This is a genomic window from Mesorhizobium sp. ANAO-SY3R2 (assembly GCF_042466635.1).
GTDB lineage: Bacteria > Pseudomonadota > Alphaproteobacteria > Rhizobiales > Rhizobiaceae > Aminobacter.
Window position 1 is genome coordinate 1,104,622 of record NZ_CP159955.1, and the last position, 23,218, is coordinate 1,127,839.

At 63.1% G+C, this 23,218-nt stretch carries 22 protein-coding genes; 13 read left to right on the plus strand and 9 right to left on the minus strand.

Annotated features, from left to right (window positions below; genetic code table 11):
- Positions 1-3 precede the first annotated feature (3 nt).
- Positions 4-936, minus strand: coding sequence for an alpha/beta fold hydrolase (locus tag ABSY17_RS10025; RefSeq protein ID WP_378949871.1), 933 nt, complete (start codon positions 934-936; stop codon positions 4-6).
- A 217-nt stretch (positions 937-1,153) separates the two neighbouring features.
- Here ABSY17_RS10025 and ABSY17_RS10030 point away from each other — a divergent pair, with 217 nt between their 5' ends.
- Together ABSY17_RS10030 and ABSY17_RS10035 are read left to right on the plus strand one after the other, a co-directional pair.
- Positions 1,154-2,080 (plus strand): ABC transporter ATP-binding protein, encoded by a 927-nt coding sequence (locus tag ABSY17_RS10030; protein ID WP_378949872.1) that lies wholly within the window; start codon positions 1,154-1,156, stop codon positions 2,078-2,080.
- On the plus strand, positions 2,077-2,838 hold the full coding sequence (locus ABSY17_RS10035; RefSeq protein WP_378949874.1) for an ABC transporter permease: 762 nt from the start codon (positions 2,077-2,079) through the stop codon (positions 2,836-2,838). Before ABSY17_RS10030 ends, ABSY17_RS10035 begins: the two co-directional genes overlap by 4 nt.
- A gap of 12 nt (positions 2,839-2,850) precedes the next feature.
- On the opposite strand, the gene ABSY17_RS10040 is transcribed toward ABSY17_RS10035, so the two are convergent.
- Positions 2,851-3,774 carry a cation diffusion facilitator family transporter gene (locus ABSY17_RS10040; protein ID WP_378949876.1) on the minus strand — a complete coding sequence of 308 codons (924 nt, stop codon included), beginning with the start codon at positions 3,772-3,774 and terminating at the stop codon, positions 2,851-2,853.
- Between the two features lie 142 nt (positions 3,775-3,916).
- The gene (locus tag ABSY17_RS10045) at positions 3,917-5,149 is read right to left on the minus strand and encodes a tlde1 domain-containing protein (protein ID WP_378949878.1); all 1,233 of its coding nucleotides are present in this window, start codon (positions 5,147-5,149) and stop codon (positions 3,917-3,919) included.
- A gap of 425 nt (positions 5,150-5,574) precedes the next feature.
- On the opposite strand from ABSY17_RS10045, the gene ABSY17_RS10050 reads away from it, so the two are divergent.
- From ABSY17_RS10050 to ABSY17_RS10065, 4 genes are all read left to right on the plus strand, one after another.
- A complete protein-coding gene (locus tag ABSY17_RS10050; RefSeq protein WP_378949880.1) occupies positions 5,575-6,711 on the plus strand; it encodes a M23 family metallopeptidase in 1,137 nt (378 codons plus the stop codon).
- 191 nt (positions 6,712-6,902) lie between these two features.
- Entirely contained in the window at positions 6,903-8,552 is a 1,650-nt protein-coding gene (gene ettA / locus ABSY17_RS10055) for an energy-dependent translational throttle protein EttA (protein WP_378949882.1), read from the plus strand.
- Between the two features lie 174 nt (positions 8,553-8,726).
- Positions 8,727-9,848, plus strand: coding sequence for a beta-ketoacyl-ACP synthase III (locus tag ABSY17_RS10060; RefSeq protein WP_378949884.1), 1,122 nt, complete (start codon positions 8,727-8,729; stop codon positions 9,846-9,848).
- A 93-nt stretch (positions 9,849-9,941) separates the two neighbouring features.
- The gene (locus ABSY17_RS10065; RefSeq protein WP_378949886.1) at positions 9,942-10,559 is read left to right on the plus strand and encodes an MOSC domain-containing protein; all 618 of its coding nucleotides are present in this window, start codon (positions 9,942-9,944) and stop codon (positions 10,557-10,559) included.
- 10 nt (positions 10,560-10,569) lie between these two features.
- Here ABSY17_RS10065 and ABSY17_RS10070 read toward each other — a convergent pair whose 3' ends face one another.
- Both ABSY17_RS10070 and tsaA read right to left on the minus strand, forming a co-directional pair.
- Complete coding sequence (locus ABSY17_RS10070) at positions 10,570-10,884, minus strand: DUF2293 domain-containing protein (protein ID WP_378949888.1); 315 nt, start codon at positions 10,882-10,884, stop codon at positions 10,570-10,572.
- A complete protein-coding gene (tsaA, locus tag ABSY17_RS10075) occupies positions 10,881-11,390 on the minus strand; it encodes a tRNA (N6-threonylcarbamoyladenosine(37)-N6)-methyltransferase TrmO (protein WP_378952566.1) in 510 nt (169 codons plus the stop codon). The genes ABSY17_RS10070 and tsaA overlap by 4 nt, the downstream gene beginning before the upstream one ends.
- A gap of 119 nt (positions 11,391-11,509) precedes the next feature.
- On the opposite strand from tsaA, the gene ABSY17_RS10080 reads away from it, so the two are divergent.
- Both ABSY17_RS10080 and metF read left to right on the plus strand, forming a co-directional pair.
- Entirely contained in the window at positions 11,510-12,517 is a 1,008-nt protein-coding gene (locus ABSY17_RS10080) for an ArsR/SmtB family transcription factor (RefSeq protein ID WP_378949890.1), read from the plus strand.
- On the plus strand, positions 12,517-13,431 hold the full coding sequence (gene metF / locus ABSY17_RS10085; RefSeq protein WP_378949892.1) for a methylenetetrahydrofolate reductase [NAD(P)H]: 915 nt from the start codon (positions 12,517-12,519) through the stop codon (positions 13,429-13,431). Before ABSY17_RS10080 ends, metF begins: the two co-directional genes overlap by 1 nt.
- Positions 13,432-13,787: 356 nt before the next feature.
- Here metF and ABSY17_RS10090 read toward each other — a convergent pair whose 3' ends face one another.
- Positions 13,788-14,684, minus strand: a complete 897-nt coding sequence (locus ABSY17_RS10090) for a DMT family transporter (protein WP_378949894.1) — start codon at positions 14,682-14,684, stop codon at positions 13,788-13,790.
- A 159-nt stretch (positions 14,685-14,843) separates the two neighbouring features.
- On the opposite strand from ABSY17_RS10090, the gene ABSY17_RS10095 reads away from it, so the two are divergent.
- A complete protein-coding gene (locus ABSY17_RS10095; RefSeq protein WP_378949896.1) occupies positions 14,844-16,064 on the plus strand; it encodes an alanine racemase in 1,221 nt (406 codons plus the stop codon).
- A 159-nt stretch (positions 16,065-16,223) separates the two neighbouring features.
- On the opposite strand, the gene ABSY17_RS10100 is transcribed toward ABSY17_RS10095, so the two are convergent.
- Both ABSY17_RS10100 and ABSY17_RS10105 read right to left on the minus strand, forming a co-directional pair.
- A complete protein-coding gene (locus tag ABSY17_RS10100; RefSeq protein WP_378949898.1) occupies positions 16,224-17,402 on the minus strand; it encodes a lytic murein transglycosylase in 1,179 nt (392 codons plus the stop codon).
- A 231-nt stretch (positions 17,403-17,633) separates the two neighbouring features.
- On the minus strand, positions 17,634-18,440 hold the full coding sequence (locus ABSY17_RS10105; RefSeq protein ID WP_378949899.1) for a GH25 family lysozyme: 807 nt from the start codon (positions 18,438-18,440) through the stop codon (positions 17,634-17,636).
- A gap of 233 nt (positions 18,441-18,673) precedes the next feature.
- Here ABSY17_RS10105 and ABSY17_RS10110 point away from each other — a divergent pair, with 233 nt between their 5' ends.
- Positions 18,674-20,059: a serine hydrolase domain-containing protein gene (locus ABSY17_RS10110; RefSeq protein ID WP_378949901.1), complete on the plus strand. Its 1,386-nt coding sequence runs from the start codon at positions 18,674-18,676 to the stop codon at positions 20,057-20,059.
- Positions 20,060-20,235: 176 nt separating this feature from the next.
- Entirely contained in the window at positions 20,236-20,493 is a 258-nt protein-coding gene (locus tag ABSY17_RS10115; RefSeq protein ID WP_378949903.1) for a hypothetical protein, read from the plus strand.
- Between the two features lie 42 nt (positions 20,494-20,535).
- Here ABSY17_RS10115 and ABSY17_RS10120 read toward each other — a convergent pair whose 3' ends face one another.
- The gene (locus ABSY17_RS10120; protein ID WP_378949905.1) at positions 20,536-21,438 is read right to left on the minus strand and encodes a DMT family transporter; all 903 of its coding nucleotides are present in this window, start codon (positions 21,436-21,438) and stop codon (positions 20,536-20,538) included.
- A 139-nt stretch (positions 21,439-21,577) separates the two neighbouring features.
- On the opposite strand from ABSY17_RS10120, the gene ABSY17_RS10125 reads away from it, so the two are divergent.
- Positions 21,578-22,297: a TerB family tellurite resistance protein gene (locus ABSY17_RS10125; protein WP_378949907.1), complete on the plus strand. Its 720-nt coding sequence runs from the start codon at positions 21,578-21,580 to the stop codon at positions 22,295-22,297.
- Positions 22,294-23,061 carry an N-acetylmuramoyl-L-alanine amidase gene (locus tag ABSY17_RS10130; RefSeq protein WP_378949909.1) on the plus strand — a complete coding sequence of 256 codons (768 nt, stop codon included), beginning with the start codon at positions 22,294-22,296 and terminating at the stop codon, positions 23,059-23,061. The genes ABSY17_RS10125 and ABSY17_RS10130 overlap by 4 nt, the downstream gene beginning before the upstream one ends.
- Positions 23,062-23,218 lie beyond the last annotated feature (157 nt).

Below are 23,218 nucleotides of genomic sequence, written 5' to 3' on the forward strand. Positions count from 1 at the left end.
TGCTCATTTGGGCAGCACGCCGTCCAGCCAGCCGGCGAAGTCAGCCATGACGACGTCCCTATTTATCTCGTTGAGGCTTTCGTGGCGGGTCTCGGGGTAAACCGTTGAAACGAGATTCGAAAAACCCATTCGGCGCAAGCGCGCTCCGAGTTGCTCCACCGCCTTGCCGCCCGACGTTGCCGGGTCATGCTCGCCGCCGACGAGGTTGAATGGCAGGTCCTTGCGGACTTGGGCGAAGCTGCCGTCGTCGGCACCGGTGAAGACGAGTTGAAATATGTCGATCCACATCGACACCGACGCATCCCAGCCGCAGAGCGGGTCGGCGACATAGGCATCGACCTCGGACGGATTGCGCGACAGCCAGTCGAACTCGGTTCGGCGGTCGGGAATTTTCTTCGCCCAGTCGGAGAAGGTCAGCTTCGGTAGCATGCGGGAGGGGACATCGGAGCCGAGGCGGAAGCGCTCGAAGGCGAGGATCAGTTGGGCCAGTCGGCCAAGCGGCCCGGCCGAAAAATTGGCGTTCCAGATGGCCACGGCAGCGATGCGGTCCGGGTGCCGCAAGACGAAGTCGAGTGCGATCAGTCCGCCCAACGAATGGCCGAAGATGACGACCGGCACGCCGGGATGTTCCTCGGCGATGTGGTCATGGACCGCCAGGACGTCGTCCAGCACGCGCTCGACACCGTCCTTGGCTGCAAAGCGCCCGACCGGGGCATCAGGGGCTGACGTCGCACCATGGCCGCGATGGTCGTGGGCATAGACGTGATAGCCATGGCTTGCGAGGAAATCGGCGAAGCGGCCGTAGCGGGCGGCATGTTCGGCAAGTCCGTGGTTGACCTGCACCACGGCGCGTGCAGGGGCGTCAGTCCGGCGGACGTAGAGACTGAGCGTTGCGCCGGTCGGCGACTGCAAGAACTGAGGTCCGTCGAACGGCATGCTATTCTCCCAGCTGCGGACTGTCGGCGATGGCGGGCTCGGGCGTCAAGGTCGGGCAAGCTACCGTAGCGGCAGGCGCGATGTCAGGAGTTGGCAGGTCTGGCCTTGTTCGCGGAAAGACGCATCATATATTCCGCTAACCCTCCCTGGTCGGTCCACGCTTTCGGACACACCTTTTCGAATCCCTTATCTTCCCTCTGCTCCGCAAGTGATCGCCATGCAGCCGATTATTTCCGTCTCGAATCTTTCCAAGACCTATACGTCGGGCTTTTCGGCGTTGAAGAACGTCAATCTCGACATCCGCCGCGGCGAGATCTTCGCGCTGCTTGGGCCCAACGGCGCGGGCAAGACGACGCTGATTTCCATCATCTGCGGCATCGTCAACCCGTCCGAGGGCAAGGTGCTGGCCGATGGCCACGACATCGTCGCCGACTACCGGGCGGCGCGCTCGCGCATCGGACTGGTGCCGCAGGAGCTGACGACCGATGCCTTCGAGACGGTCTGGGCAACCGTCAGCTTCAGTCGCGGCCTGTTCGGCAAGCCCAAGAACCCCGCCCATATCGAAAAGGTGCTGAAGGACCTGTCGCTGTGGGAGAAGAAGGACAGCAAGATCATCACGCTGTCGGGCGGCATGAAGCGGCGGGTGATGATCGCCAAGGCGCTGTCGCATGAGCCGCAGATCCTGTTTCTCGACGAGCCGACGGCGGGCGTCGATGTCGAGCTTCGCCGGGACATGTGGGACGTGGTGCGCTTGCTGCGCGACACCGGCGTGACCATCATCTTGACCACGCACTACATCGAGGAGGCCGAGCAGATGGCCGACCGGGTCGGCGTGATCAGCCATGGCGAGATCATCCTGGTCGAGGACAAGGCCGAGTTGATGCACAAGCTCGGCCGCAAACAGCTGACGCTGCACTTGCAAAACAAGCTGGAGCATGTTCCGGCGGAGCTTGCGAACCACGGACTGGAGCTGTCCGACGACGGCAACGAGCTGGTCTACACCTATGACACCCAGGGCGAGCGGACCGGCATCACCTCGCTGCTGAAGGATCTCAACGACGCTGGAATCCGCTTCCGCGACCTGCAGACCAAGCAGAGTTCGCTCGAGGAGATTTTCGTCAATCTGGTGAGGGAACGGCGATGAATTTTTATGCGATCCGCGCCATCTACTTGTTCGAGATGGCGCGCACCTGGCGCACGCTTTTGCAGAGCATCGTGTCGCCCGTCATCTCGACATCGCTCTATTTCGTCGTCTTCGGCTCGGCCATCGGCTCGCATATGGCCGAGATCGGCGGAGTCAGCTACGGCGCCTTCATCGTGCCTGGCCTGATCATGCTGTCGCTGCTGACTCAAAGCATCTCCAACGCGTCGTTCGGTATCTATTTCCCGAAATTCGTCGGCACCATCTATGAGCTTTTGTCGGCGCCGGTGTCCTATGTGGAGATCGTCATTTCCTATGTCGGGGCTGCGGCGTCGAAGTCGATCATCCTCGGGCTGATCATCCTGGCGACCGCATCGCTGTTCGTGCCACTCGAGATCCAGCACCCGTTCTGGATGCTGCTGTTTCTGGTGCTGACTGCGGTGACCTTCTCCCTGTTCGGCTTCATCATCGGCATCTGGGCCGACGGGTTCGAAAAGCTGCAGCTGGTGCCGATGCTGATCGTCACCCCGCTGACATTTCTTGGCGGCAGCTTCTATTCCATCGACATGCTGCCGCCGTTCTGGCGCACGGCGACGCTGTTCAACCCGGTGGTCTATCTGGTCAGCGGATTCCGCTGGAGCTTCTTCGGTACGTCGGATGTCAATGTCGGGATCAGCCTTGCCATGACGCTGCTGTTCCTCGCCGCCTGCCTGGTCGCCGTCTGGTGGATTTTCAGGACCGGATGGCGGATCAAGGCGTGAAGGGCGGCAGAGCTACTCGGCCCATTCCTTGTCAGCCGTGAATGCAATCGTCAGCCAGCGGTCGGGGCCTTCTTCGCCGATGGCATCACCGATCTCATCGCGTAGCTGGTCCCATTCTTCGATGGTCCTTGGCGGCAGCCCGGGAGGCACGATGAAATAGAGTTCGACCTGCGACAGACGACCGGTTTTCGCGACATAGGCGCGGTGGGAGACAAAACCGTGTTTGGCCACGGTTGCGCGGGCGACCTCGTCGACATGCGACTTCAGTGATTGCGGCGTGATCAGCAGAATGTCCGAAAATGCCTGGCGGACCGTGCCGATGGGCATCGGAATGACGATCAGGCAGACGAGCGCCAGCACGGCCGGATCGACATAGGGTGCGATCCAGCCCAGTTCGGTACCTTCGACCAGACTGCCAATGATGAATGCGACCAGCAGTGCTGCCGTGATGCCGCCAGACATCATCCAGGCCGTGGCATCGAGAGCGACAAAGTCGGACTGGATCGTGCGATTTGCGCGTTTGCCGATGAATGCCATGGTCAGGCAGGCGGCCAGGGTGATCGCGGCATAGATGATGGCGTAGCCGAATTCGAGCTGATGGCCGCCGGCAAGAAGACTGGCGATCGCATTGATTAGGGCGTAGACGGATACGCTCATCAGCACGATGCCGTTCAGGCCCAGCACGATGGGCTCCAAATGCCAGAAGCCGACTGAAAACCGCTTGTGGAGCCTGCTTCCGCGGTTCTGGCTGGCATTGCTTGTAATGAGTTGCGCGACAATCAGGGCAAGAACGGTCATGGTCGCGTCGGCGAGGGAATATGCCCCGTCGAAGGCGATCGAGAATGAACCGGCCAGTATTCCGAAGACGATGCCGAACAGCGCGACGACAAACGTCACCGCGATGGAGATGCGAAGGACGTTGGTTTCGTTGAGCATGCCACAGCCCTCCAGTGATACCTGCCACTTGTCGGCGGTTTCCGTTCCGTCGACAGGTGGCAATTTCGCTTCAACCCTAGCTGGTTGGCGGCTCCGCCGGAACTATTCTGGTGTATCCGGCCTCAACATGTGGATGGCGCCGTCAGGTGCGTCGGCCGTTGGAGGCCAGGCGTGTCATGGTCGCGTGTCCGTCGCTCGGCACCACGACGATCTGCCTGACCTTGCCCTGCTTGAACGCGGCCAGGAAGCGCGGATAGTCGGCGAAGGCGACGCAGCCATGCGACTCTTCGCGGCCGCCGCGCAACAGGTAGCTATGGGTGAGGAAGCCGTCGCGGCCGAACTTGTTCTTGCCGTCGACAGGCAGCATGCGGATCGCCTCGACACCATGGAAGCGACTTTCGCGCATCCTGAGATTATAGGTGTGGGCCGGGGTGGGGCCGTTCATCTTGACATGCGTATAGCGCGGGTTGTCGGCCATCTTGCCGATGCCGGAGTGGGCTTCGAGCACGCTGCCGTCGGGCATGTAGACCTTGGCGGCGCTGATGTCGTAGACGGCCACGCCATTGCTGTTCTTGGCCGCGCCACCGCCGAACAGGTTCCTGAGCGAACGGCCGAGGCCGTTGTTGGGCTTGCTCTCGGTAGGGGCGTCCGGACGCGCATAGGCGAGGGTCTGCTGCTTCGGCGCCTCGCGTTCGTCAGCTTGCTCGGCCTCCGGCGTCGGCGTGCCGGCCTGTGCATCGCGGGGACGAGACTGCGGCACGGGAGCTTGGGACGGTGTGTCCTCGAACACCGGGACGGCCGCGGCGGTGTCCGTTTCGGGGTCCGGGGCCTGTGTCGCGGCGAGATCTTCCTCCGACGGCGCCAGCAATGTCGACAAGGCCGCACCGGCCGCGCCGCCAGGGGAGGGAGCAGCGTAGGCCAGCAAGGTCTGGGGCCGATCGGGCGAAGCGGCCGGCAAGGCGAGCGGTGGCTGCGCGGGCGCGCTTGCAGCGGCGGTCGCAACCTCCGGCCTGGACGGGCGGGGGAACAGCTGGGCCAGCTTCTCTGACGTCACTGAAGCGCGCTTGACGATGGAGTCGAAGCGCGCCGCCTTGCCGTCGGGCGCGGCAGCCGGCGCAATAACGGGATTGCCGGTGGATTTTTCCGGGCCGGCGGCGAGGCTTGCGGTCTGAAAAAGCTGCGGCGCAACCTTGATCAGCCTGGGCGCCTTGCCTGCGGCGATGCGCACACCCGACAGGCGCGCCTTTGGCCCGTTGGCCGGGTAGACCTGCAGCCTGGATTTGACCTGGCTAGAGCCAACGGTGAGGGAGCTGCCCGTGGTGGCGACCATGCCGGCCACGGACCACACGGCCGTGCCGGCAAGGGCGGTACCCAAGGAGGCGACCAGCAGTGGGCGCAACAGACGGCGCAATGACAATGCACTTACAGATTTACTCAAACGCGTACCAAGCCAGTCATCCCGCATGGGTCTGAAGGTCGGCGAGCGACCGCAGATGCACGACTTCCGGATTGTCCCCATGCAGACCAGTGAACGAGGGAAAAAATGGACAAATATGGTTAAATTTTGCTTTGCAGCAGCGACAGATTTGTCGCGTCTCGACATGATAAGGCCTGATCAGGGCTCTTGGAGGCGTTAATCGGAACGCCGACAACGGCCCCGATAGCGGCTTCTTTTGCATCGGCATGCTGCCGCCGGCCTAGCGCACGGAAGGTGCTGTTCAACCCGGCATTCCTTTCAATCGTGCCGGTGATTGCGTAGGATCGAACGGCCCTCATCACTTGGCAGCCAAGGAGTGTGAGATGCGCAATTGTTTGCTTGTGGCCATTGTCCTGGCGTTTGTGTCGGCCGCTTCTGCCGAAGTGCATGGTCGACCGACAGCTATCCTGGTCAGCCCGATCCACGAGGCCCAGCTTGTCCGTGGTGACGACGACATGGATCACGTCGAATACGATCTTCTCGTCGTCAACGTGTTCCCTGAGCCGGTGACATTGGCGAGCATTGCCGTACTCGATCAGGCCGGAAAGGAACTCATGCGGATCGAAGGGGATGCCCTTGCGGCTGCAACCCAGAGCCTCTTTGCAAAGATTGCGTCGCCCGTCGTTCCCGCATCGGCAGCGGTCTCCGTTGACGTCGATCTGACCCTGCCGCCGGACACCGCCCCGGAACGGGTCACCCACAAGATCGCCTACACCTTTGCGGCGGCCCCGGATCTGGCCGTGATGATCGGTATCCCCGAGGTCAATGCACCCGAAGTTGCGATCAATCGCCAACCGGCCGTCGTCATCAGGCCACCGCTGAGGGGGGAGGGCTGGCTGGTGAATAGCGGGTGCTGCAAGCCCAACATCCATCGCGATCTTCGCATGGCGATAGATGGGGTCCGCCTCGAGACTGCCGAAACCTTCGCCATCGACTGGGCCAGGGTCAGGAACGGTCGAATATTCGATGGCGACGGCAGCAAGGTCGAGCAGCACTATGCCTTCGGCGAGGACGTGCTGGCGGTCGCCGATGGAACCGTCGTCTCGATCCAGGACGGCAAGGCGGAGGCAATCCCGAACGTGTTGATGAAGCCGCAAGCGATGGAAGACTTCGGCGGCAATCACGTGATCCTCGAAATTGCTCCTGAGGTCTTCGCCATCTACGCGCACTTGCACCCGGGCAGCCTTACCGTGAAGGTCGGCGATGTTGTGAAGGCTGGGGCGGTGCTCGCCAGGATCGGCAACACCGGGCCCTCATTGGGCCCCCACCTGCATTTCGGTCTGTCAGACAAGCCCGACCTTTTCGCCGGACGGAGCCTGCCTTTTGTCTTCGACAGCTTCACCTTGGCCGGGGCGGTCGATTTCGACACCTCCAAAGCGGATCGTATCGTGACCGTACCGGATGCACGGCAGGTTCGGTTGGCCTATCCGCTCTATGGCGGCATCCAGAACTTCCCATAGGCGACATGTTGCCGTCCTCGGATAGCCTTTGATCTCCGCAAGCTGGGGTGTGCGTATCGGGTTGCGTGCATTTCTTGGCCGCCTGGCAGCCGTGCACACTTCCGCCCTGAGGCCGAAAGCATTTGCCGTTTCGGGTGGGATCGCCTACATAGCGCCCAACTCCTATCACTTGAGAAGCAGGATACGCGCGCGTGGCACGCCAGTTCATCTATCACATGTCGGGACTGACCAAGTCCTACGGCACCAAGAAGGTGCTGGATAATCTCAACCTGTCGTTCTACCCGGACGCCAAGATCGGCATCCTCGGCCCCAACGGCGCCGGTAAGTCGACCGTGCTCAAAATCATGGCCGGCCTCGACAAGGAATGGTCGGGCGAAGCCTGGCTCGCTGACGGCGCGACCGTCGGCTACCTGGCCCAGGAGCCGCATCTCGACCCGGCCAAGACCGTGTTCGAGAACGTCATGGACGGCGTTTCCAAGAAGACCGCCATCATCGAGCGCTACAACGAGCTGATGATGAACTACTCGGACGAGACCGCCGATGAGGGCGCGCGTCTGCAGGACGAGATGGATCGTCTCAACCTGTGGGACCTGGAACAGCAGGTCGAGATGGCGATGGACGCGCTGCAGTGCCCTCCCGGCGATTCCGAGGTGACCCAGCTGTCGGGTGGTGAGCGCCGCCGCGTGGCGCTGTGCCGCCTGCTGCTCGAACAGCCCGACCTGCTGCTGCTCGACGAACCGACCAACCATCTGGATGCCGAGACCACGGCGTGGCTGGAAAAGCATCTGCGCGACTATCCGGGCTCCGTGCTGATCATCACCCACGATCGCTACTTCCTCGACAACGTCACGGGCTGGATCCTCGAGCTCGATCGCGGCCGCGGCATTCCCTACGAGGGCAACTACACCAAGTACCTCGACGCCAAGGCCAAGCGTCTGATCCAGGAAGGCCGCGAAGACGATTCGCGCCAGAAGGCGATCTGGCGCGAGCGCGAGTGGATCGCATCCTCGCCCAAGGCACGCCAGACCAAGTCGAAGGCGCGTATCAAGGCCTATGAGGAATTGGTCGAGCAGTCGCAGAACCGCAAGCCGACGGACACGCAGATCGTCATCCCGGCCGGCGAACGCCTCGGCAACGTGGTGATCGAGGTCGACAGCGTGAACAAGGGCTACGGCGACGAGTTGCTGATCGAGAACCTGAACTTCAAGCTGCCGCCCGGCGGCATCGTCGGCGTGATCGGTCCCAACGGCGCCGGCAAGACCACGCTGTTCAAGATGATCACCGGCCAGGAAACGCCCGATAGCGGCACGATCCGCATCGGCGAGACCGTCAAGCTCGGTTATGTCGACCAGAGCCGCGATGCGCTCGACCCGACCAAGACGGTCTGGGAAGAGATTTCCGGTGGCGCCGAAGTCATCAAGCTCGGCAAGCACGAAGTGAACAGCCGCGCCTATTGCTCGTCGTTCAACTTCCGTGGCGGCGACCAGCAGCAGAAGGTCGGCAACCTGTCGGGTGGTCAGCGCAACCGCGTCCACCTCGCCAAGATGCTGAAGAACGGCGGCAACGTCCTGCTGCTCGACGAACCGACCAACGATCTCGACACCGAAACGCTGGGCGCGCTCGAAGACGCGCTGGAAGCATATGCCGGCTGCGCCGTCATCATCTCCCACGATCGTATGTTCCTCGACCGCATGGCCACCCACATGCTGGCCTATGAAGGCGATGCGCATGTCGAGTGGTTCGAAGGCAACTTCGAGGAATACGAGAAGGACAAGATCCGCCGTCTCGGCGCCGAGGCTGCGGCCCCGCACAGGATGAGCCACAAGAGGCTGACCCGCTAAGGTTTGCTATTTCATGAAACGCCCCGCTCGCAGCGGGGCGTTTTGCTTTGGGGATTCTATTGGCCGGCGGGTTGTATTCGAACCGCTCAAGCTGGCGTAGACTGCATATTGGCGAGTCTGGGGGCTGCGGAGGGGCAGGGCTCGTCGAGTGTTTCAGGCGGCGGACGGGTTTTCATGCATCGCGTTATCATCAGTGGCATTGGCGTCGAGATTCCGGAGGCATCGATCAGTAACGACGAGCTGGTCGCAAGCTTCAATGCCTGGGTCGACCGGGAAAATGTCGGGCGGGAGGCGGCAGGGCTCGAGCTTCTGCAGAAGTCGAACAGCGATTTCATCGTCTATGCCTCGGGCGTGAAGCAGCGACACGTGCATACGCTGGACGGAATCCTCGACCCCGAGCGCATGACCCCGCGCATTCCGGCGCGCAGCGACGACGAACTGTCGGTGGAGGCCGAGTTCGGCGTCGCATCGGCGAAACGGGCGCTCGACGATGCCGGGCTGACCGGGGCCGATATTGACATGGTGATCTGTGCCGCCTCGCACCAGCAGCGGCCCTATCCGGCCATCGCCATCGAGATCCAGAAGGAACTTGGCATTTTGGGCGCCGGATTTGACATGAGCCTGGGCTGCTCGTCGGCGGCGGGGGCGCTGCATGTCGCCTACAATCTGGTGCGCGCGGGCGGGCAAAAACGCGTGCTGATCGTCTCGCCGGAGATCATCACCGGCCATCTCAACTTCCGCGACCGGCAGACTCATTTCATCTTCGGTGACGCGTCGGTGGCGATGGTGGTCGAGGCGATTGCGCCGAAGGAGCAGCGGCCGGGGCGGTTCGAGATCCTCGACACGCGCAACTGGACGCAGTTCTCCAACAATATTCGCACCAATTTCGGCTTCCTGCTACGCGCCGGGCAGGAGAACCCTTCCGTCGTCGAGATGGAAGGCAACATGATCAAGCAGGTCGGCAACAAGGTGTTCAAGGAGGTGACGCATGCCGCGCACCGCTTCATCACCGCCTTCCTCGCTGACAACGGCATGACGCCGTCGGATATCCGCCGCTACTGGCTGCACCAGGCCAACGCGCGCATGAACGCGATGATCCTGAAGCTGGCGCTCGGCCACGAGGCGGATCAGGACAAGGCACCCATGGTGCTCGAGCGGCTGGGCAATACAGCGGCGGCCGGAGCGATCATTGCGCTCAAGGAAAACCACGAGGATCTGAAGGCGGGCGACCACGGTCTGATCTGCGCCTTCGGCGCCGGCTATTCAATCGGCGGGGCGTTGGTCAGGATGATGTAACGATCACCTTGTGTGATCCGATCATCAAGCTTTTTGTCTGGATATCTCTGGGGATGCAGGCCAAATCTGCGGCCCGAAAGCGAGAGGCGAAGAATGCTCGATCCGACCATGCGCCGGGAAGGCGAACCAGAAATTGTGCCGGGCCGAAAGCTCGCCGCGCGCGTTGCCGGCGTCTACACGGCGCAGTCGGATCATTTCGTTACCCGGGCGGTCGAGACGCTGCCGCTGAGCTTCGAGGGCATTGCAGGCGACTTCCACGCCGGTCACACCAGACGGTCAGGCGGCCGCGAGCCGTGGTACCCGCGCGGCACCGAGATGCGCAACGAGCGGCAGCTGTCGATCGTGGCACCCGACGAACTCGCTACGATCGCCGAGCGCATGGGCATTGCCGAGATCAGGCCGGAATGGATCGGAGCGAACCTTCTGCTCGACGGCGTGCCGATGCTGTCGATGCTGCCGGCGGGCACGATGCTGTTCTTCAAGGGCGGCGTGACCATCAAGATCGATGGTCAGAACGCGCCGTGCCGCCTGTCCGGCCGCTCGATTGCCGAGCATGCGCGCATGGCCGACCACGAAGCCGGCTCGCTGCTGTTCCCCAGGGTGGCCAGGCGCCTGCGCGGACTGGTCGCCTGGGTCGAGAAGCCAGGCGTGATCTCGGCGGGCGAGGAGGTTTCGGTGCGCGTGCCGGAGCAGTGGATCTACGGGGTTTAGTCGGGGCGCCTCAGACGTCCTCGTCGTCGGGGTCGAGCAGGCGGGTAGCACGCCAGCGGGTGAGGGTCTCGTTGATCTGTTCGATGACGAAGAAGCGGGCGGAATCGCGATCGTAGCCTTCGGCGAGCAGCTTGTCGTAGTCGGAATGGGCGTGGCGCACATGGGCGATGGTGGCGAGCCATACGGCGATCGACGGCGGCAGCGTCTTCATGTGCACGGCGAGCGCATCGGCGCGGATCGCCTCGATGTCCAGGTAGGGCGCCATCGGCAATAGCAGCGTCAGCGCCTTGCCTACGGCGCGGCGGCGACCGGTGGGCGCGTTCATTCGGCGGTTGCCTTGGCCGGCCGCACAGCGTCCGGAAATGAATCGACCGAAGGGAAATAGGGTTTCAGGTCGATGACCGGCGTGCCGTCGAGCACGTCGATGGCGTCGAGTTCGATGCGCCCGGCCTCGATGTCGATCGAGACGATACCGGCAATGTGCAGGCCGACTGGGTTCGGACGGGCAGGAGTGCGCAGGGCAAAAACGCCTTTCGCTTCAGTGGCATGGCGCGGTTTCTGGATAATCAGATTCCGCGGCGCGTGCTGCAGCCAACTGAGGACCACGAGATGGCTCGCCCCCTCCAGGCCGGCCAGTCCCGGCCGGTAGGGCGGATCGATCAGCAGCGTGGCACCGCGCCCGGTTTCGCGCGCGGCATTCATGTTCTTGGGGCAGTCCTCGCGGCGTTTCCAGGGCGAGGCGATGCTGCCAATAAAGATTATGCCAGCGTCGGGGCGCATCTGCGCCGGATCGTCGGCCATCGCTACTTCACCCTCGCGTTGCTCGAACATCGGCATGGCCACCTCCTGACGTCGCGCCATTTTGTTGCCCGCATGCGACATTGGGCGTTGCAATCTCAGACTTCGTCACATAAAGATATGTTTATGTCTTTTGGCAAGAAGCGAAGCTGATGTCCGTCACGCTCGACACCATGGTAGATACCTTGAAGGCGGCTGCGGAATCCAGCCGCCTGCGCATTCTCACGCTGCTTTCGCGCGGCGACCTGACGGTTTCCGACCTGACCGAAATTCTCGGGCAGTCGCAGCCGCGCGTGTCGCGCCACCTCAAGCTGCTGCTCGAGGCCGGCCTGATCGAGCGCTACCAGGAGGGCTCCTGGGCTTTTTTCCGCTTGTCGGACGGCGAGCGCACGCACGGTTTCGTGCAGGGGCTGGTGGCCGGCATCGACAAGGCAGACGGCCAGCATTCGCGCGATCTCGAGCGTCTCGAGGACGTCAAGCGCAAGCGGCAGGAGCGGGCGGCGCATTATTTCAGCGCCAATGCGGCGAGCTGGGACGAGATCCGCACGCTGCATGCGCCTGATCGGGCGGTGGAGGCCGCACTGCTCAAGCTGGTCGGCAAGAGGCCGTTCCAGTCGATGCTCGACCTCGGCACCGGCACCGGCCGGCTGCTTGAGATATTTGCCCCGCTCTATCGCCGCGGCATAGGCATCGACATGTCGCGCGAGATGCTGGCGGTGGCGCGCGCCAATCTCGACAAGGCCGGCGTCGCCAATGCCCAGGTGCGCCAGGGCGACATTTTCTCGCCGCCGGTCGAGCGCGATTCCTTCGATCTGGTGACGATCCACCAGGTGCTGCATTTTCTCGACGATCCGGCCCGCGCCATCCACGAGGCAGCAAGGCTGCTGCGCCCAGGCGGGCGGCTGTTGATCGTCGATTTCGCCCCGCACGGGCTGGACTACCTGCGTTCCGAGCACGCCCATGCGCGGCTCGGCTTCTCCGACCGTCAGATCGCCGACTGGCTCGCCGAAGCCGGACTGGAACTCGAGGAGACCCAGGAGTTCGAGCCGCGCGGCGCGTCCAAGGCGGGCCTCACCGTCAAGCTTTGGCTGGCGCGCGACCGCCGCCTGCTGATCGCCGACCCCAATTCTGAAATACAAGCGGCAAGGGAAACTGCCTGATGAACCAATTCCAACTCTCCAGGCGTTCCGATATCGGCGACAAGATCCGCGTCTCGTTCGAGTTCTTTCCGCCCAAGAACGACGACATGGAAGCGCGGTTGTGGGACACGGTGACCCGGCTCGAGCCGCTCAAGCCGCAATTCGTCTCGGTGACCTATGGTGCCGGCGGCTCGACGCGCGAGCGCACGGCACGCACGGTCAAGCGCATCCTCACGGAGTCGACGCTGACGCCGGCGGCGCACATGACCTGTGTCGACGCCAGTCGTGAAGAGGTCGACCAGGTGATCGCGGAGTTTGCCGCAATGGGCGTGAAGCGCTTCGTGGCACTCCGCGGCGACCCTGCCGAGGGCGTGGGCGCGGCCTACCAGCCGCATCCGGGCGGCTATGCCAATGGCGCCGAACTGGTCGGCGCGCTCAAGGCGCAGGGCGACTTCGACATCTCGGTCTCGGCCTATCCCGAAAAGCACCCGGAAAGTCCTGATTTCGCCACCGATTTCGACATGCTCAAGCGCAAGGTCGACAATGGCGCGACGCGCGCGATCACCCAGTTCTTCTTCGACAACGATCTCTATGAGCGTTACGTCGAGCGCGCCCGCAAGGCCGGCATCTACATTCCGATCGTGCCGGGCGTCCTGCCGATCCACAGCTTCACCCAGGTGGCGAATTTTTCGGCCCGCTGCGGCGCGCATGTGCCGGCATGGCTGGCGGAGCGCTTCGGCGGACTGGAAAAGGAACCGCAGACCCATGCGCTGGTCGCATCGGCGGTCGCTGTCGAGCAGGTTCTCGATCTGGTCGAGCGCGGCGTCAACGACTTTCATTTCTACACGATGAACCGCGCCGACCTGGTGGTTGCGGTCTGCCACATGATCGGCATTCGCTCGCAGGCGCCGGTGTCGGGATCTGCCGCGGCTTGAAACAAGAAGGCCGGGACTTCCGTCCCGGCCTTCTCGAATCTCACCACCTTGGAGGTGCTATCGTCTTCCGCCGTCCAGCGGCCTATGGAAGTACGCCGACAATGAGCGCGCCAATGAACGCAAAGGCGGCGCAAATCATGAGTGCATTGATTGACCTAGTCAGTCCCATGCATAGCCTCCCTCTTCGCAAGCCCAAGCCACAGCCCGGAATTTAGGGGCATTTCGGCAACACACAAGATAAAAATGTGCTGCATTGCGACGAAATTGCGAAAAATGCGTCGCATTCCTCCGTCTTAGCCTTTGGATTTACTCGGCAAAAACCATCCTCGCAGGTGTGGAAAAATTGTGGCCGACATTCAGCCTGTCATGGCCTGTCGGCGCCTCAACAGGCGTCCATCGATGGTGACCAGCCCGAGCGCGATCAGCACCATGCCACCAAGTTCGAACGGTTCGAGTCGTTCGCCCAGGAAGGTGACGCTGAGCAGGATGGCGCTCGCCGGCACGATGAGGGTGACCAGAGAGGTGTTTGTCGCCCCGGCCGACGCGACCAATCCGAAGAACAGGAGGTAGGCGAAGGCGGTGGAAACCAGCGCCAGCGCGAACACGGCCGCCCAGGCGCTCGTACTGCCAGCGAAGAGGCCTGAGGTGCCGTGCATGGCGAGCACGATGGGGATCATGACGAGGGTCGAGGTGGTCAGTTGGCCGGTGGCGATGATCGCCGGCGGCACGCCGCGCAGGCGACGGGCGACCATCAGCGACAGCGCATAGGACAGCGAGGCGCCGATCAGCGCCAGCTTGGCCCAGATCGGGCCGCCGAGGCCGGCAAGCAGGCCGGGGCCGATCATCACCGCCGTGCCGCCGATGCCCAGGACTGTGCCGGCCAGCTTGTTGAAGGTCAGCTTCTCGTCTGATGTCATCATGTTGGCGAAGATCAACGTCCAGAATGGGGTTGTGGCGTTGAGCACCGAGGCGAGGCCCGCGCCGATCTCGGTCTGGCCGGCAAAGATCAGCGAAAACGGTATGACGTTGTTGATGAGCGACAGACCGAGCAAGGTCGCGGCATGGGGCAGGGCATGGCGGAACGACGTGCCGCTCACCAACAGGTAGACATGCAGCGCTGCCGCGGCGATCAGCACACGGAACAGGACGAGCTTGAGCGGTGCAATTTCGGCCACCGCGATGTGGACGAAGAAGAACGACCCACCCCAGATCGCGCCGAGCAAAAGCAGCTTGGTCCAGTCCCTTGCAGTCATGTGCGTATCCTTCGTCGCCCTGTCACATCCAAGCTGTAGTCGCCACGCCATGATAGGGCCACCCGAATTCGATGTCCTGACGCAGCGCCCTTGTGGACGCGCGCTGGTTGCATCGACGGTCTCTTGAGCTAGATTCCGGCCCCAAACGAGGGAGCTTCCATGCAGCGATTCGAGAATGCGCGCGAAGCGGCGCTCGCGCTTCGCCCCGACGCCCCGGTCTACTGCTTTAGGCCCGAAGTGCTCAAGGCGGACGCCAAGAACTTCATGGAGATGTTTCCCGGCAGGACCGCCTATGCTGTCAAGACCAACGGCGAGCGCATAGTGCTCAAGGCCCTGGTCGAGGCGGGCGTGACGATGTTCGATGTCGCATCGCCCGGCGAGTTCGCGGCGGTCAGGGAAGTCTCCGACGACGCCGAAATGATTTACATGCATCCGGTCAAGGCGCAGTCCGACATCAGGCTGGCACTGGAGACCTACGGCATCAGGGTGATCGCCGTCGATCATGAGGACGAGATCGGCAAGCTCACCCGGGTGGTGCGTGCGCTCGACATCGACCCCGGCGCGATCACGGTTTTCGTGCGCGTGCAGACCAAGGGCTCGGCGGCCTACGAGCTGTCCAAGAAATTCGGCGCCGGACCGGCCAACGCGGTGGAACTCGCCGAACGGCTCAATCGGTACGGCTACAAGGTCGGTCTCTGCTTCCACGTCGGCAGCCAGATCGAGGACCCAGACACCTATGAGCGGGCGCTGGCCTCGGTCGACTGGGTGCGCAACCGCATCAGCTTCGACCTTGCTGGGCTTGATGTCGGCGGGGGCTTTCCGGCCGAATACGGTCACGATCCGAACAGCAGGAAGCCTGTCATGCCGTCGATCGGGCAGATCATGTCGCGCTTCCGCGCCGACCTGAAGGAGTACGGTTTCGACGAGATGCCGCTGGTGGCGGAGCCGGGACGGGTGATCGTGGCGCGCTGCCTGTCGCTCATCGTGCGCGTGCTGCTACGCAAGGGGCGGCGGCTCTACATCAACGACGGCATCTGGGCGTCGCTGTCGGACTCATGGACCGGCAAGATCACGCTGCCGGCGCGCTTCATCCCTGATCCGGCGATCCGCACGCGCAACGGCGATGCCGACAGGATCGTGCCGTTCAAGGTCTGCGGGGCGACCTGCGATTCCGTCGACATCCTGTCGCGGCCGTTCTGGCTGCCCGAGACCATCGATACCGGCGACTGGATCGAGATCGGCCATATCGGCGCTTATTCGCTGTCGCTGCGGACCCGTTTCAACGGCTTTTATCCCGACACATTCGTCGAGGTGACGACGCCCTTCGACGAGGGCGACGTGCCGGTGGGACTGGCGAGCCTGGAGACGATGGCGGATTGAAAAGAGCGAATAGCGAGTAGGGAGTAGCGAATAGGGAATAGAACAAAAGAAATAGGCCGCGGTTCGCATTGACGAACCGAGGCCCTTTGTCTTGCCTGTTCGCTATTCTCTATTCTCTATTCTCTATTCTCTATTCGCTATTCGCTATTCGCTATTCGCTCACAAATTCGCCAACAGCTCTTCCGTCGGCCAGCCATCGACCGGCAGCTTGAGCCGCATCTGCTCCTGGCGGATCGCCTCGCGGGTGTTGGTGCCCAAAATGCCGTCGATGCCGCCGACGTCGTAGCCCTTGTCGGCAAGCTTCTGCTGCAATTGCTTCATGGCTTCGCCGCTGAAGCCCTGGTCGGGATTGCCGCGATCGAAGGCCGGCTGGCCGGCAAGGCGTGCCGCGAGATGGGCTGCGGTCAGCGTGTAGGTCGCCGACTGGTTCCATTCGAGATAGACGTCGTAATTGTCATAGGCGAGGAAAGCCGGGCCCTTGCGGCCCATCGGCAGGACGACGCCGGCCTTGAGGCCGTTGTCCTTGAGCGGGCTGCCGTCGCGCATGGTGACGCCCATTTCAGCCCATCTGGAGAGCGGCAGCTTGTTGGTGCGGCCGGTCTCTTCCCAGGCCATCTCGGCGGGAACGCGGATTTCCTCGATCCACGGCTCGCCGTGCTTCCAGCCGCGCGACTCGATTTTGCGGGCCGTGGTCAGGATCACGTCGGCCGGGGTGTTGCGCAGGTCGACCACGCCGTCGCCGTCGCCATCGACGCCACGCGCCAGATAGTCGGACGGCAGGATCTGGGTCTGGCCGATCTCGCCGGCCCAGGCCCCCTGGACGTCCGCTGGCAGGACGCCGCGGTCGATGAGGGTGATGAGCGGGATGACCTGCGGCCGAAATAGGTCCGGACGGCGGCAGTCATGAGCGAGCGTGACGAGCGCATTGAGCGAATTGAAATTGCCCTGCACCGCGCCGAAATCGGTCTCCAGCGCCCAGAAAGCGGCGATCACCGGACCGGGTACGCCATAATCCTGTTCGCCTTTGGCGAAGTAGGATGCGTATTTCTGCAGGTTCGCCGCGCCATGCTTGAGGCGGTAGTCGCTGATCATGCGCTCGGAGAACTGGGTGAAGGTCTGGGCGAAGACGCCCTGCGCACGGTCGCGGTCGAGCACCTTCTGGTCGATGGTCGCGTTGGCCAAGGCGGCGAGGCCTTTCTCACCGACGCCGGCAGTGCGCGCCTCGTCGGCCAGATGTTGTTTCCAGGCGGCGAAATCGTCGCCGCATTCCTGGGCAAATGCCGGCAGGGCAGTGGCAGTGAACAGGATGGTGAATAGTGCTTTGCTCAGCAGTCTCATGGGCAGATCTCCGGTGCCTGCCCCCAAAAATCGGGAGCGATTTTCGGAAAGGATCTTGCACGCATTGAAGGTTCTACCGCACGCATTGCGCATCCAAGGGGACAAGCGGCGCGGTAGCAGTTTGCTGCGGCTTCTACCGAACCGCGATGAGGGCCGCATCCCCTCTTCTTGTCGCATCTGCCATGCGAAATGTGCAGCCCGGCAGTGCGGGCCCGGCTGCATGCAAAAATGCTATCTGGCGTTGGCTGCTAGCCACTTCTTCCAATGCTGCTCGGTGCCGTTGAACACGTTGATGTCGGCATCGCCCTTGATGCCCGGCACCACGCCGGTGCCGGTATATTGCCAGAAAGTGAAGGGGTGGCTGCCATATTTTTGCGTCGGATGGCCGGCGACGGAGCGCAGCCAATAGGGGTAGCCGCGGAACGTCGAGAGGTCGTTGTCGTCGAAGAAGTCGACCGATGTGTAGATGATCGGTTTCTTGCCGTAGTGCTTCTCGACCATCTCGAGGAAGATTTTCATCTCGCTGCGCACGGTGGCTGCCGGCGGCCTGAGCTTGCAGGTCGGCGACTGCGGGTTCCATTCCATGTCGAGGATCGGCGGCAGGGAGGAGCGCTCGTTGGGCACGTTCTCGATATACCAGCGCGCCTGCTCGGCGGCGGGACGGCAGAAATAGTAGAAATGGTAGGCGCCGCGCGGCACGCCTGCTGTCTTGGTCTCGCGCCAGTGCTCGTCGAAATAGCTGTCGACGCGGTCGCCGCCTTCGGTGGCCTTGATGAAGGCGAAGGAGATGCCGCTGCCCTTGGCCTGCTGCCAGTCGATCGAGGTCTGGTATTTCGACACGTCCGTGCCGTGGACCGCATAGGTCCAGGGCGCGCCGCTCTCCCACTGGTGCGGGTCGCTGTCCATGAAACGCGGATTCTTGACCGACACGCCGGTCATGGTCGTGGCCGGGTTGCCGACCGGCGCCAATGACAGCGTGTCTGCGGTCGAACAGGCGCTGAGCAAGCCGAGCAGCACGAGAGCCGAAATGCGGCGCATGACCTCTCCTCATGACCGGGACGACCGGCCGAAACGGGTAGCGATGGGGCCGGCCTCGCGGCCGGACTGATTTCAATGACGGATCGGCGGCACCCCACGCGGCCGCATATCCCCTCCCTGTCATCGCCGATCATGGTTGATAAACCGTTGATCGCGCTCGACAGCCTGTCGAATCTGCGGGACGAATGAGGGCAATTCAATGGCGCAAGCATGGCGTCTGGGCGAGGGAAGCAATGCGTGTCGCGGGCGGAGTATTGAAATGGCTGATTGCGCTCTTGCTCGTGGTCACCGCAGGTCTTTCTGCCTGGCTCTATTTCGCCCCGCCTGATCTGATCAGGGTCGGCTCCAGCTATGCCGCCAAGATCGTTTGTTCGAATGTCTTCGTTGCCGGGCGTGATGCCGGCCAGGTTCTGGCCGACGACGTTCAAGCGCCCGGGCACCCGTTATTGAAATTCATGGCGGTCCATGTCGACCGCGATGCCGGCACGGTGCGGGCCGGGCTGTTCGGGGTTTTCGGGAAGGGACTGGCCGTCTCCCATGAGGGCGCGGGCTGCACCGCCGTGCCCGACGGCGACGTTTCGGCAGCAAAACTCGGGGCGGTGCCAGCGGCGCCCGTGCCGCATCAGGATGCGCTTTGGCCGGAAGGCGAGAAGGTAGAAACGTCCCAGGATCCCGCCATCACTGCGGTGTTGGACGATGTGGCGCTGGCCGGCCCGGGCATGCGCGCGGTCGTCGTCGTCCGGAACGGCCGGATCATCGGCGAGCGCTACGGCGCGGGCTTCGATGCCGCGACGCCGCTGCTCGGCTGGTCGATGACCAAGACGGTGACGGCGGCGATCATCGGCACGCTGGTCGGCGAGGGCCGGATGGCGCTGGACAGAACCGGACTGTTCGAGCCGTGGAAGGCGGACGGGCGCGCCGAAATCAGTCTTGCCGACCTGATGGCGATGTCGAGCGGGCTCGAGTTCAACGAGGACTATGGCGACGTCACCGACGTCACCCGCATGCTTTATCTCGAGCCCGACATGGCCAGCTTCGCCGAAGCCAAGCCGCTGGCGCATTATGTCGGCAAGGTCTTTTCCTATTCCAGCGGAACCACGCTGCTGTTGTCTCGACTGTGGCAGCAGGCAGTGGGCGACCCGGCGAGAGCGCTGGCCTGGCCGCGCGAAAAGCTGTTCGGCCCGCTCGGCATGACGAGCGCAATGCTCGAGGCCGACGCGCGCGGTACATTCGCCGGCTCCTCCTATCTCTACGCCACCGCCCATGACTGGGCGCGCTTCGGCCAGTTCCTCCTGCAGGACGGCACCTGGAACGGTCAGCGCATCCTGCCCGAAGGTTATGTCGGCTGGATGCGCGAGGTAGCGCCGGCGTCGAAGGGCGAATACGGCCGCGGGCAGCTGTGGCTACGCGGACCGGAAGGCGGCACGCCGCGTGGACAAGATCCCGACAGAGGCTTCGACCTGCCTGAGGACACCTTCTGGATGCAGGGGCACGACGGACAGACGGTTGCCATCGTGCCATCGGCCAATCTGGTCGTGGTGCGTATGGGGCTGACGCCGTCCAAGCTGCACTACAAGCCGCAGGCCATGCTTTCGGCGCTGATCAGGGCCGTTCAGTAGGCATAAGCCCGCCGCCCACGACGAGCCGCGCGATGGGGCGATGACGATCTCAGGATGGTGCTCATAAAGCACGGATTGTTACAATACGACTCAGAACGTGAGGAAACTCATCGAGCGCGCGCGCATTCTGGACCCGATGGTCTGCCTGTAGGGGCCATCAGCGAAGGAGATACTTCATGAAGAAGCTCATTCTGGCATCGGTTTCTGCAGTTGCGCTGTTTGGCATCGCCGCCTGCAACGAAAACAAGGACAAGACCACCACGCAGAGCGTGAAGCCGCCGGCAAGCGAGCAGTCGACGACGGTCAAGCCCGAGGCGTCGCCGTCAGCGACCGACAAGATGACCACCCAAGGTGTCGACAAGGCCCCGGAAACTGGCGACCGCGTTCACAAAGGCGAGCCCATGCAGCCCAAGCCGGCTGAGCCTGCCCAGTAGCGATGGGATGGTGGCAAGGCCGGGGCTGCGGCTCCGGCTGTTTCAGCGGGAAACTCGGGTTCGGCGGCCGAGCGCGACGATCGCGATGACGCCAAGCGCAAACAGCACGGTTTCGCCGCTGACATGCTCCTTGAGCAGGAAGGCGGAAATGGCGAGCGTCACGAAGGATTGCAGCAATTGCACCTGGCTGACGCGGGCGATGCCGCCCATGCCGAGCCCGACATTCCAGGCAAAGAAGCCCAAAAACATCGAGCCGAAGCCTAGGTAAAGGAACGCGAAGGTCTCGGACGATGAGGCGGCGCCGAATTCGGGATGCCAGCTCCAGATCGCCGCAGGTATGGAGATTGGGGCGGTCAGGATCAACGACCAGCAGATGACCTCCCAGCCCGGCATGTGGCGCGCCAGCTTGCCCGAAACGACATAGCCCAGGCTGGCCGAAAGTGCGGCGAGGAACAGAAACAGATCGCCGGTCGAAAGCTGCATGCCGCTGTCGCGTATGGCGAAGGTGACGACGAGGGCCGCCCCGGCCACGCCGCAGATCCAGAAATACACCGATGGCCGCTCGCCACCGATGATGGCGGCAAAAATGCTGGTGGTCAGCGGCAACACGCCCAGCACGACGCCGCCATGGGAGGCTGGCACGGTCTGCATGGCGATCGACGAGAAGATGGGGAAGCCGAACACCAGGAGCAGGCCCGCGAGGAACAGCGCAGGGACATCGTCCTTGGGCAGCTGCTTCCTCAGGATGAGGAGCAGAAAGGCAGCGGCAAGCGAAGCAACGGCGGCGCGGCCATGGGTGACGAACCAGGGCGAGAAGGTTGCCAGCGCAACCCGCGTCGCAGGCAAGGTTCCACCGAAAATGACGACGCCGAGCGTGCCCAGTGCCAGGCCGATGGTCTCGCGGGAGGCTTTCTGTGATTGCGGGGTGGCGTTGCTTGCGTCCATGGCGGCAGCGTTAACGATGGCGAGGGCGAGCGTCGCGAAATTTCCTTTGGTCCAAGCGTCCGGTGCCTTCCGCCGACAAAGTTAATCTTCACGTGCGATGCGCCTCGCATTTGCGAATGTTTCATCCTAAGAAGCGGCAATGTCGATTTGGGACCGTCTCGGCGACTTCATTGCGCGTATCTCTGCATCTGCGGCCAGCGGCGTCGCCGATGTCGTCGAGGCCGTTCGCACCATTTTTTCAGGCGATGCCGAACTGCGCCGGCGTGTTGCCTTCTCCGTGGCGATGATCGCGCTGTCGGCGAAGATGGCAAAGGCCGACGGCGTGGTTTCGCAGGACGAGATCCGCGCCTTCTACGAGATCTTCTCGGTTCCGCCCGAACATGCGCGCGACGTGGCGCGGCTATACGATATCGCCCAGCAGGATGTGGCCGGGTTCGAGTTCTACGCCGAGCGGATGGCGCGTTTGTGTGGTACGGGCCACTCCAACTGCCCCATGCTCGAGGATATCCTCGACGGCCTGTTCCACATTGCCAAGGCGGACGGGCTGCTGCACCAGCGCGAGGGAACGTTCCTGCATCGCGTGTCCGAGATCTTCCGCATCGAGGACGCGCACTACCAGACCATGCTGGCGCGTCATGTCGATCTGGGCGAGACCGATCCCTATCGCGTGCTCGGCATCGAGCGCGGCAAATCCTTCGAAGACGTGCGCAAGCACTACCGCAAGCTTGTCGCCCACAACCATCCCGACAGGCTGATTGCCCGTGGCCTGCCGGAAGAGTTCATCCGGATCGCCACGACGCGCATCGCCGCGATCAACGCAGCCTATGAGATGATCGAAAGGGGGCTGCGGCACGCATGAGCGGCTTCCTGCCCGATCATCCGCATGCCGAGGTGAGGGTCTCGCCCAACTTCGGGCAACGCCGCGACGGGATGAAGCCGGACATGATCGTGCTGCACTACACCGGCATGGAGACCGGCGACAGCGCCGAGGCCTGGCTGTGCAACCCGGAGAGCGAGGTGTCGTCGCACTATCTCGTCCATGAGGACGGCCGCGTCGTGCAGATGGTGCGCGAAAGCGACCGGGCCTGGCATGCCGGCAAGAGTTCATGGCGCGGCGAAACCGACATAAATTCGTGCTCGGTCGGCATCGAGATCGTCAATCCGGGCCATACGCTCGGCTATCGTGACTTTCCCGAGAAGCAGATCGAAGCGGTGGCGGCACTGTGCCGTGGCATCATCGAGCGCCATGCAATCGTGCCGGAGCGCGTGCTGGGGCATTCGGATGTGGCGCTCGGGCGCAAGATCGACCCGGGCGAGCGGTTCCCATGGCGCGTTTTGTTCCATGCCGGCGTCGGTCATTGGGTCGCACCCTCGCCGCGCCGAGGGCAGCACACGCTACGGATCGGCGATGCCGGCGACGCCGTCGAAGAGTTGCAATCGATGCTGGCCCTGTATGGCTACGGCGTCGAGATCACCGGGCTGTTCGACCGCCAGACAGAGGTAACTGTCCAAGCTTTTCAACGACATTACCGGACTCGCTGCGTCGATGGCGTGGCCGATGCGTCGACGCTTTCGACCCTGCGCCGGCTGCTGGCGGCACTTCCGATCGATGTCGACGAATAGTCGACGACTAGCATGCATCCGATCGTGAAGGTTACAGTCTCGTAACCCTTTGTGATTTCCCTGGTCATTTTTCCTGCCAGTTCTCCCGGCAAATGCATCGCCGTGCAAGGCGCTGGCCAGATCGACTAACGCTCCGAAGAGAGCTGCCGGCGTTTAG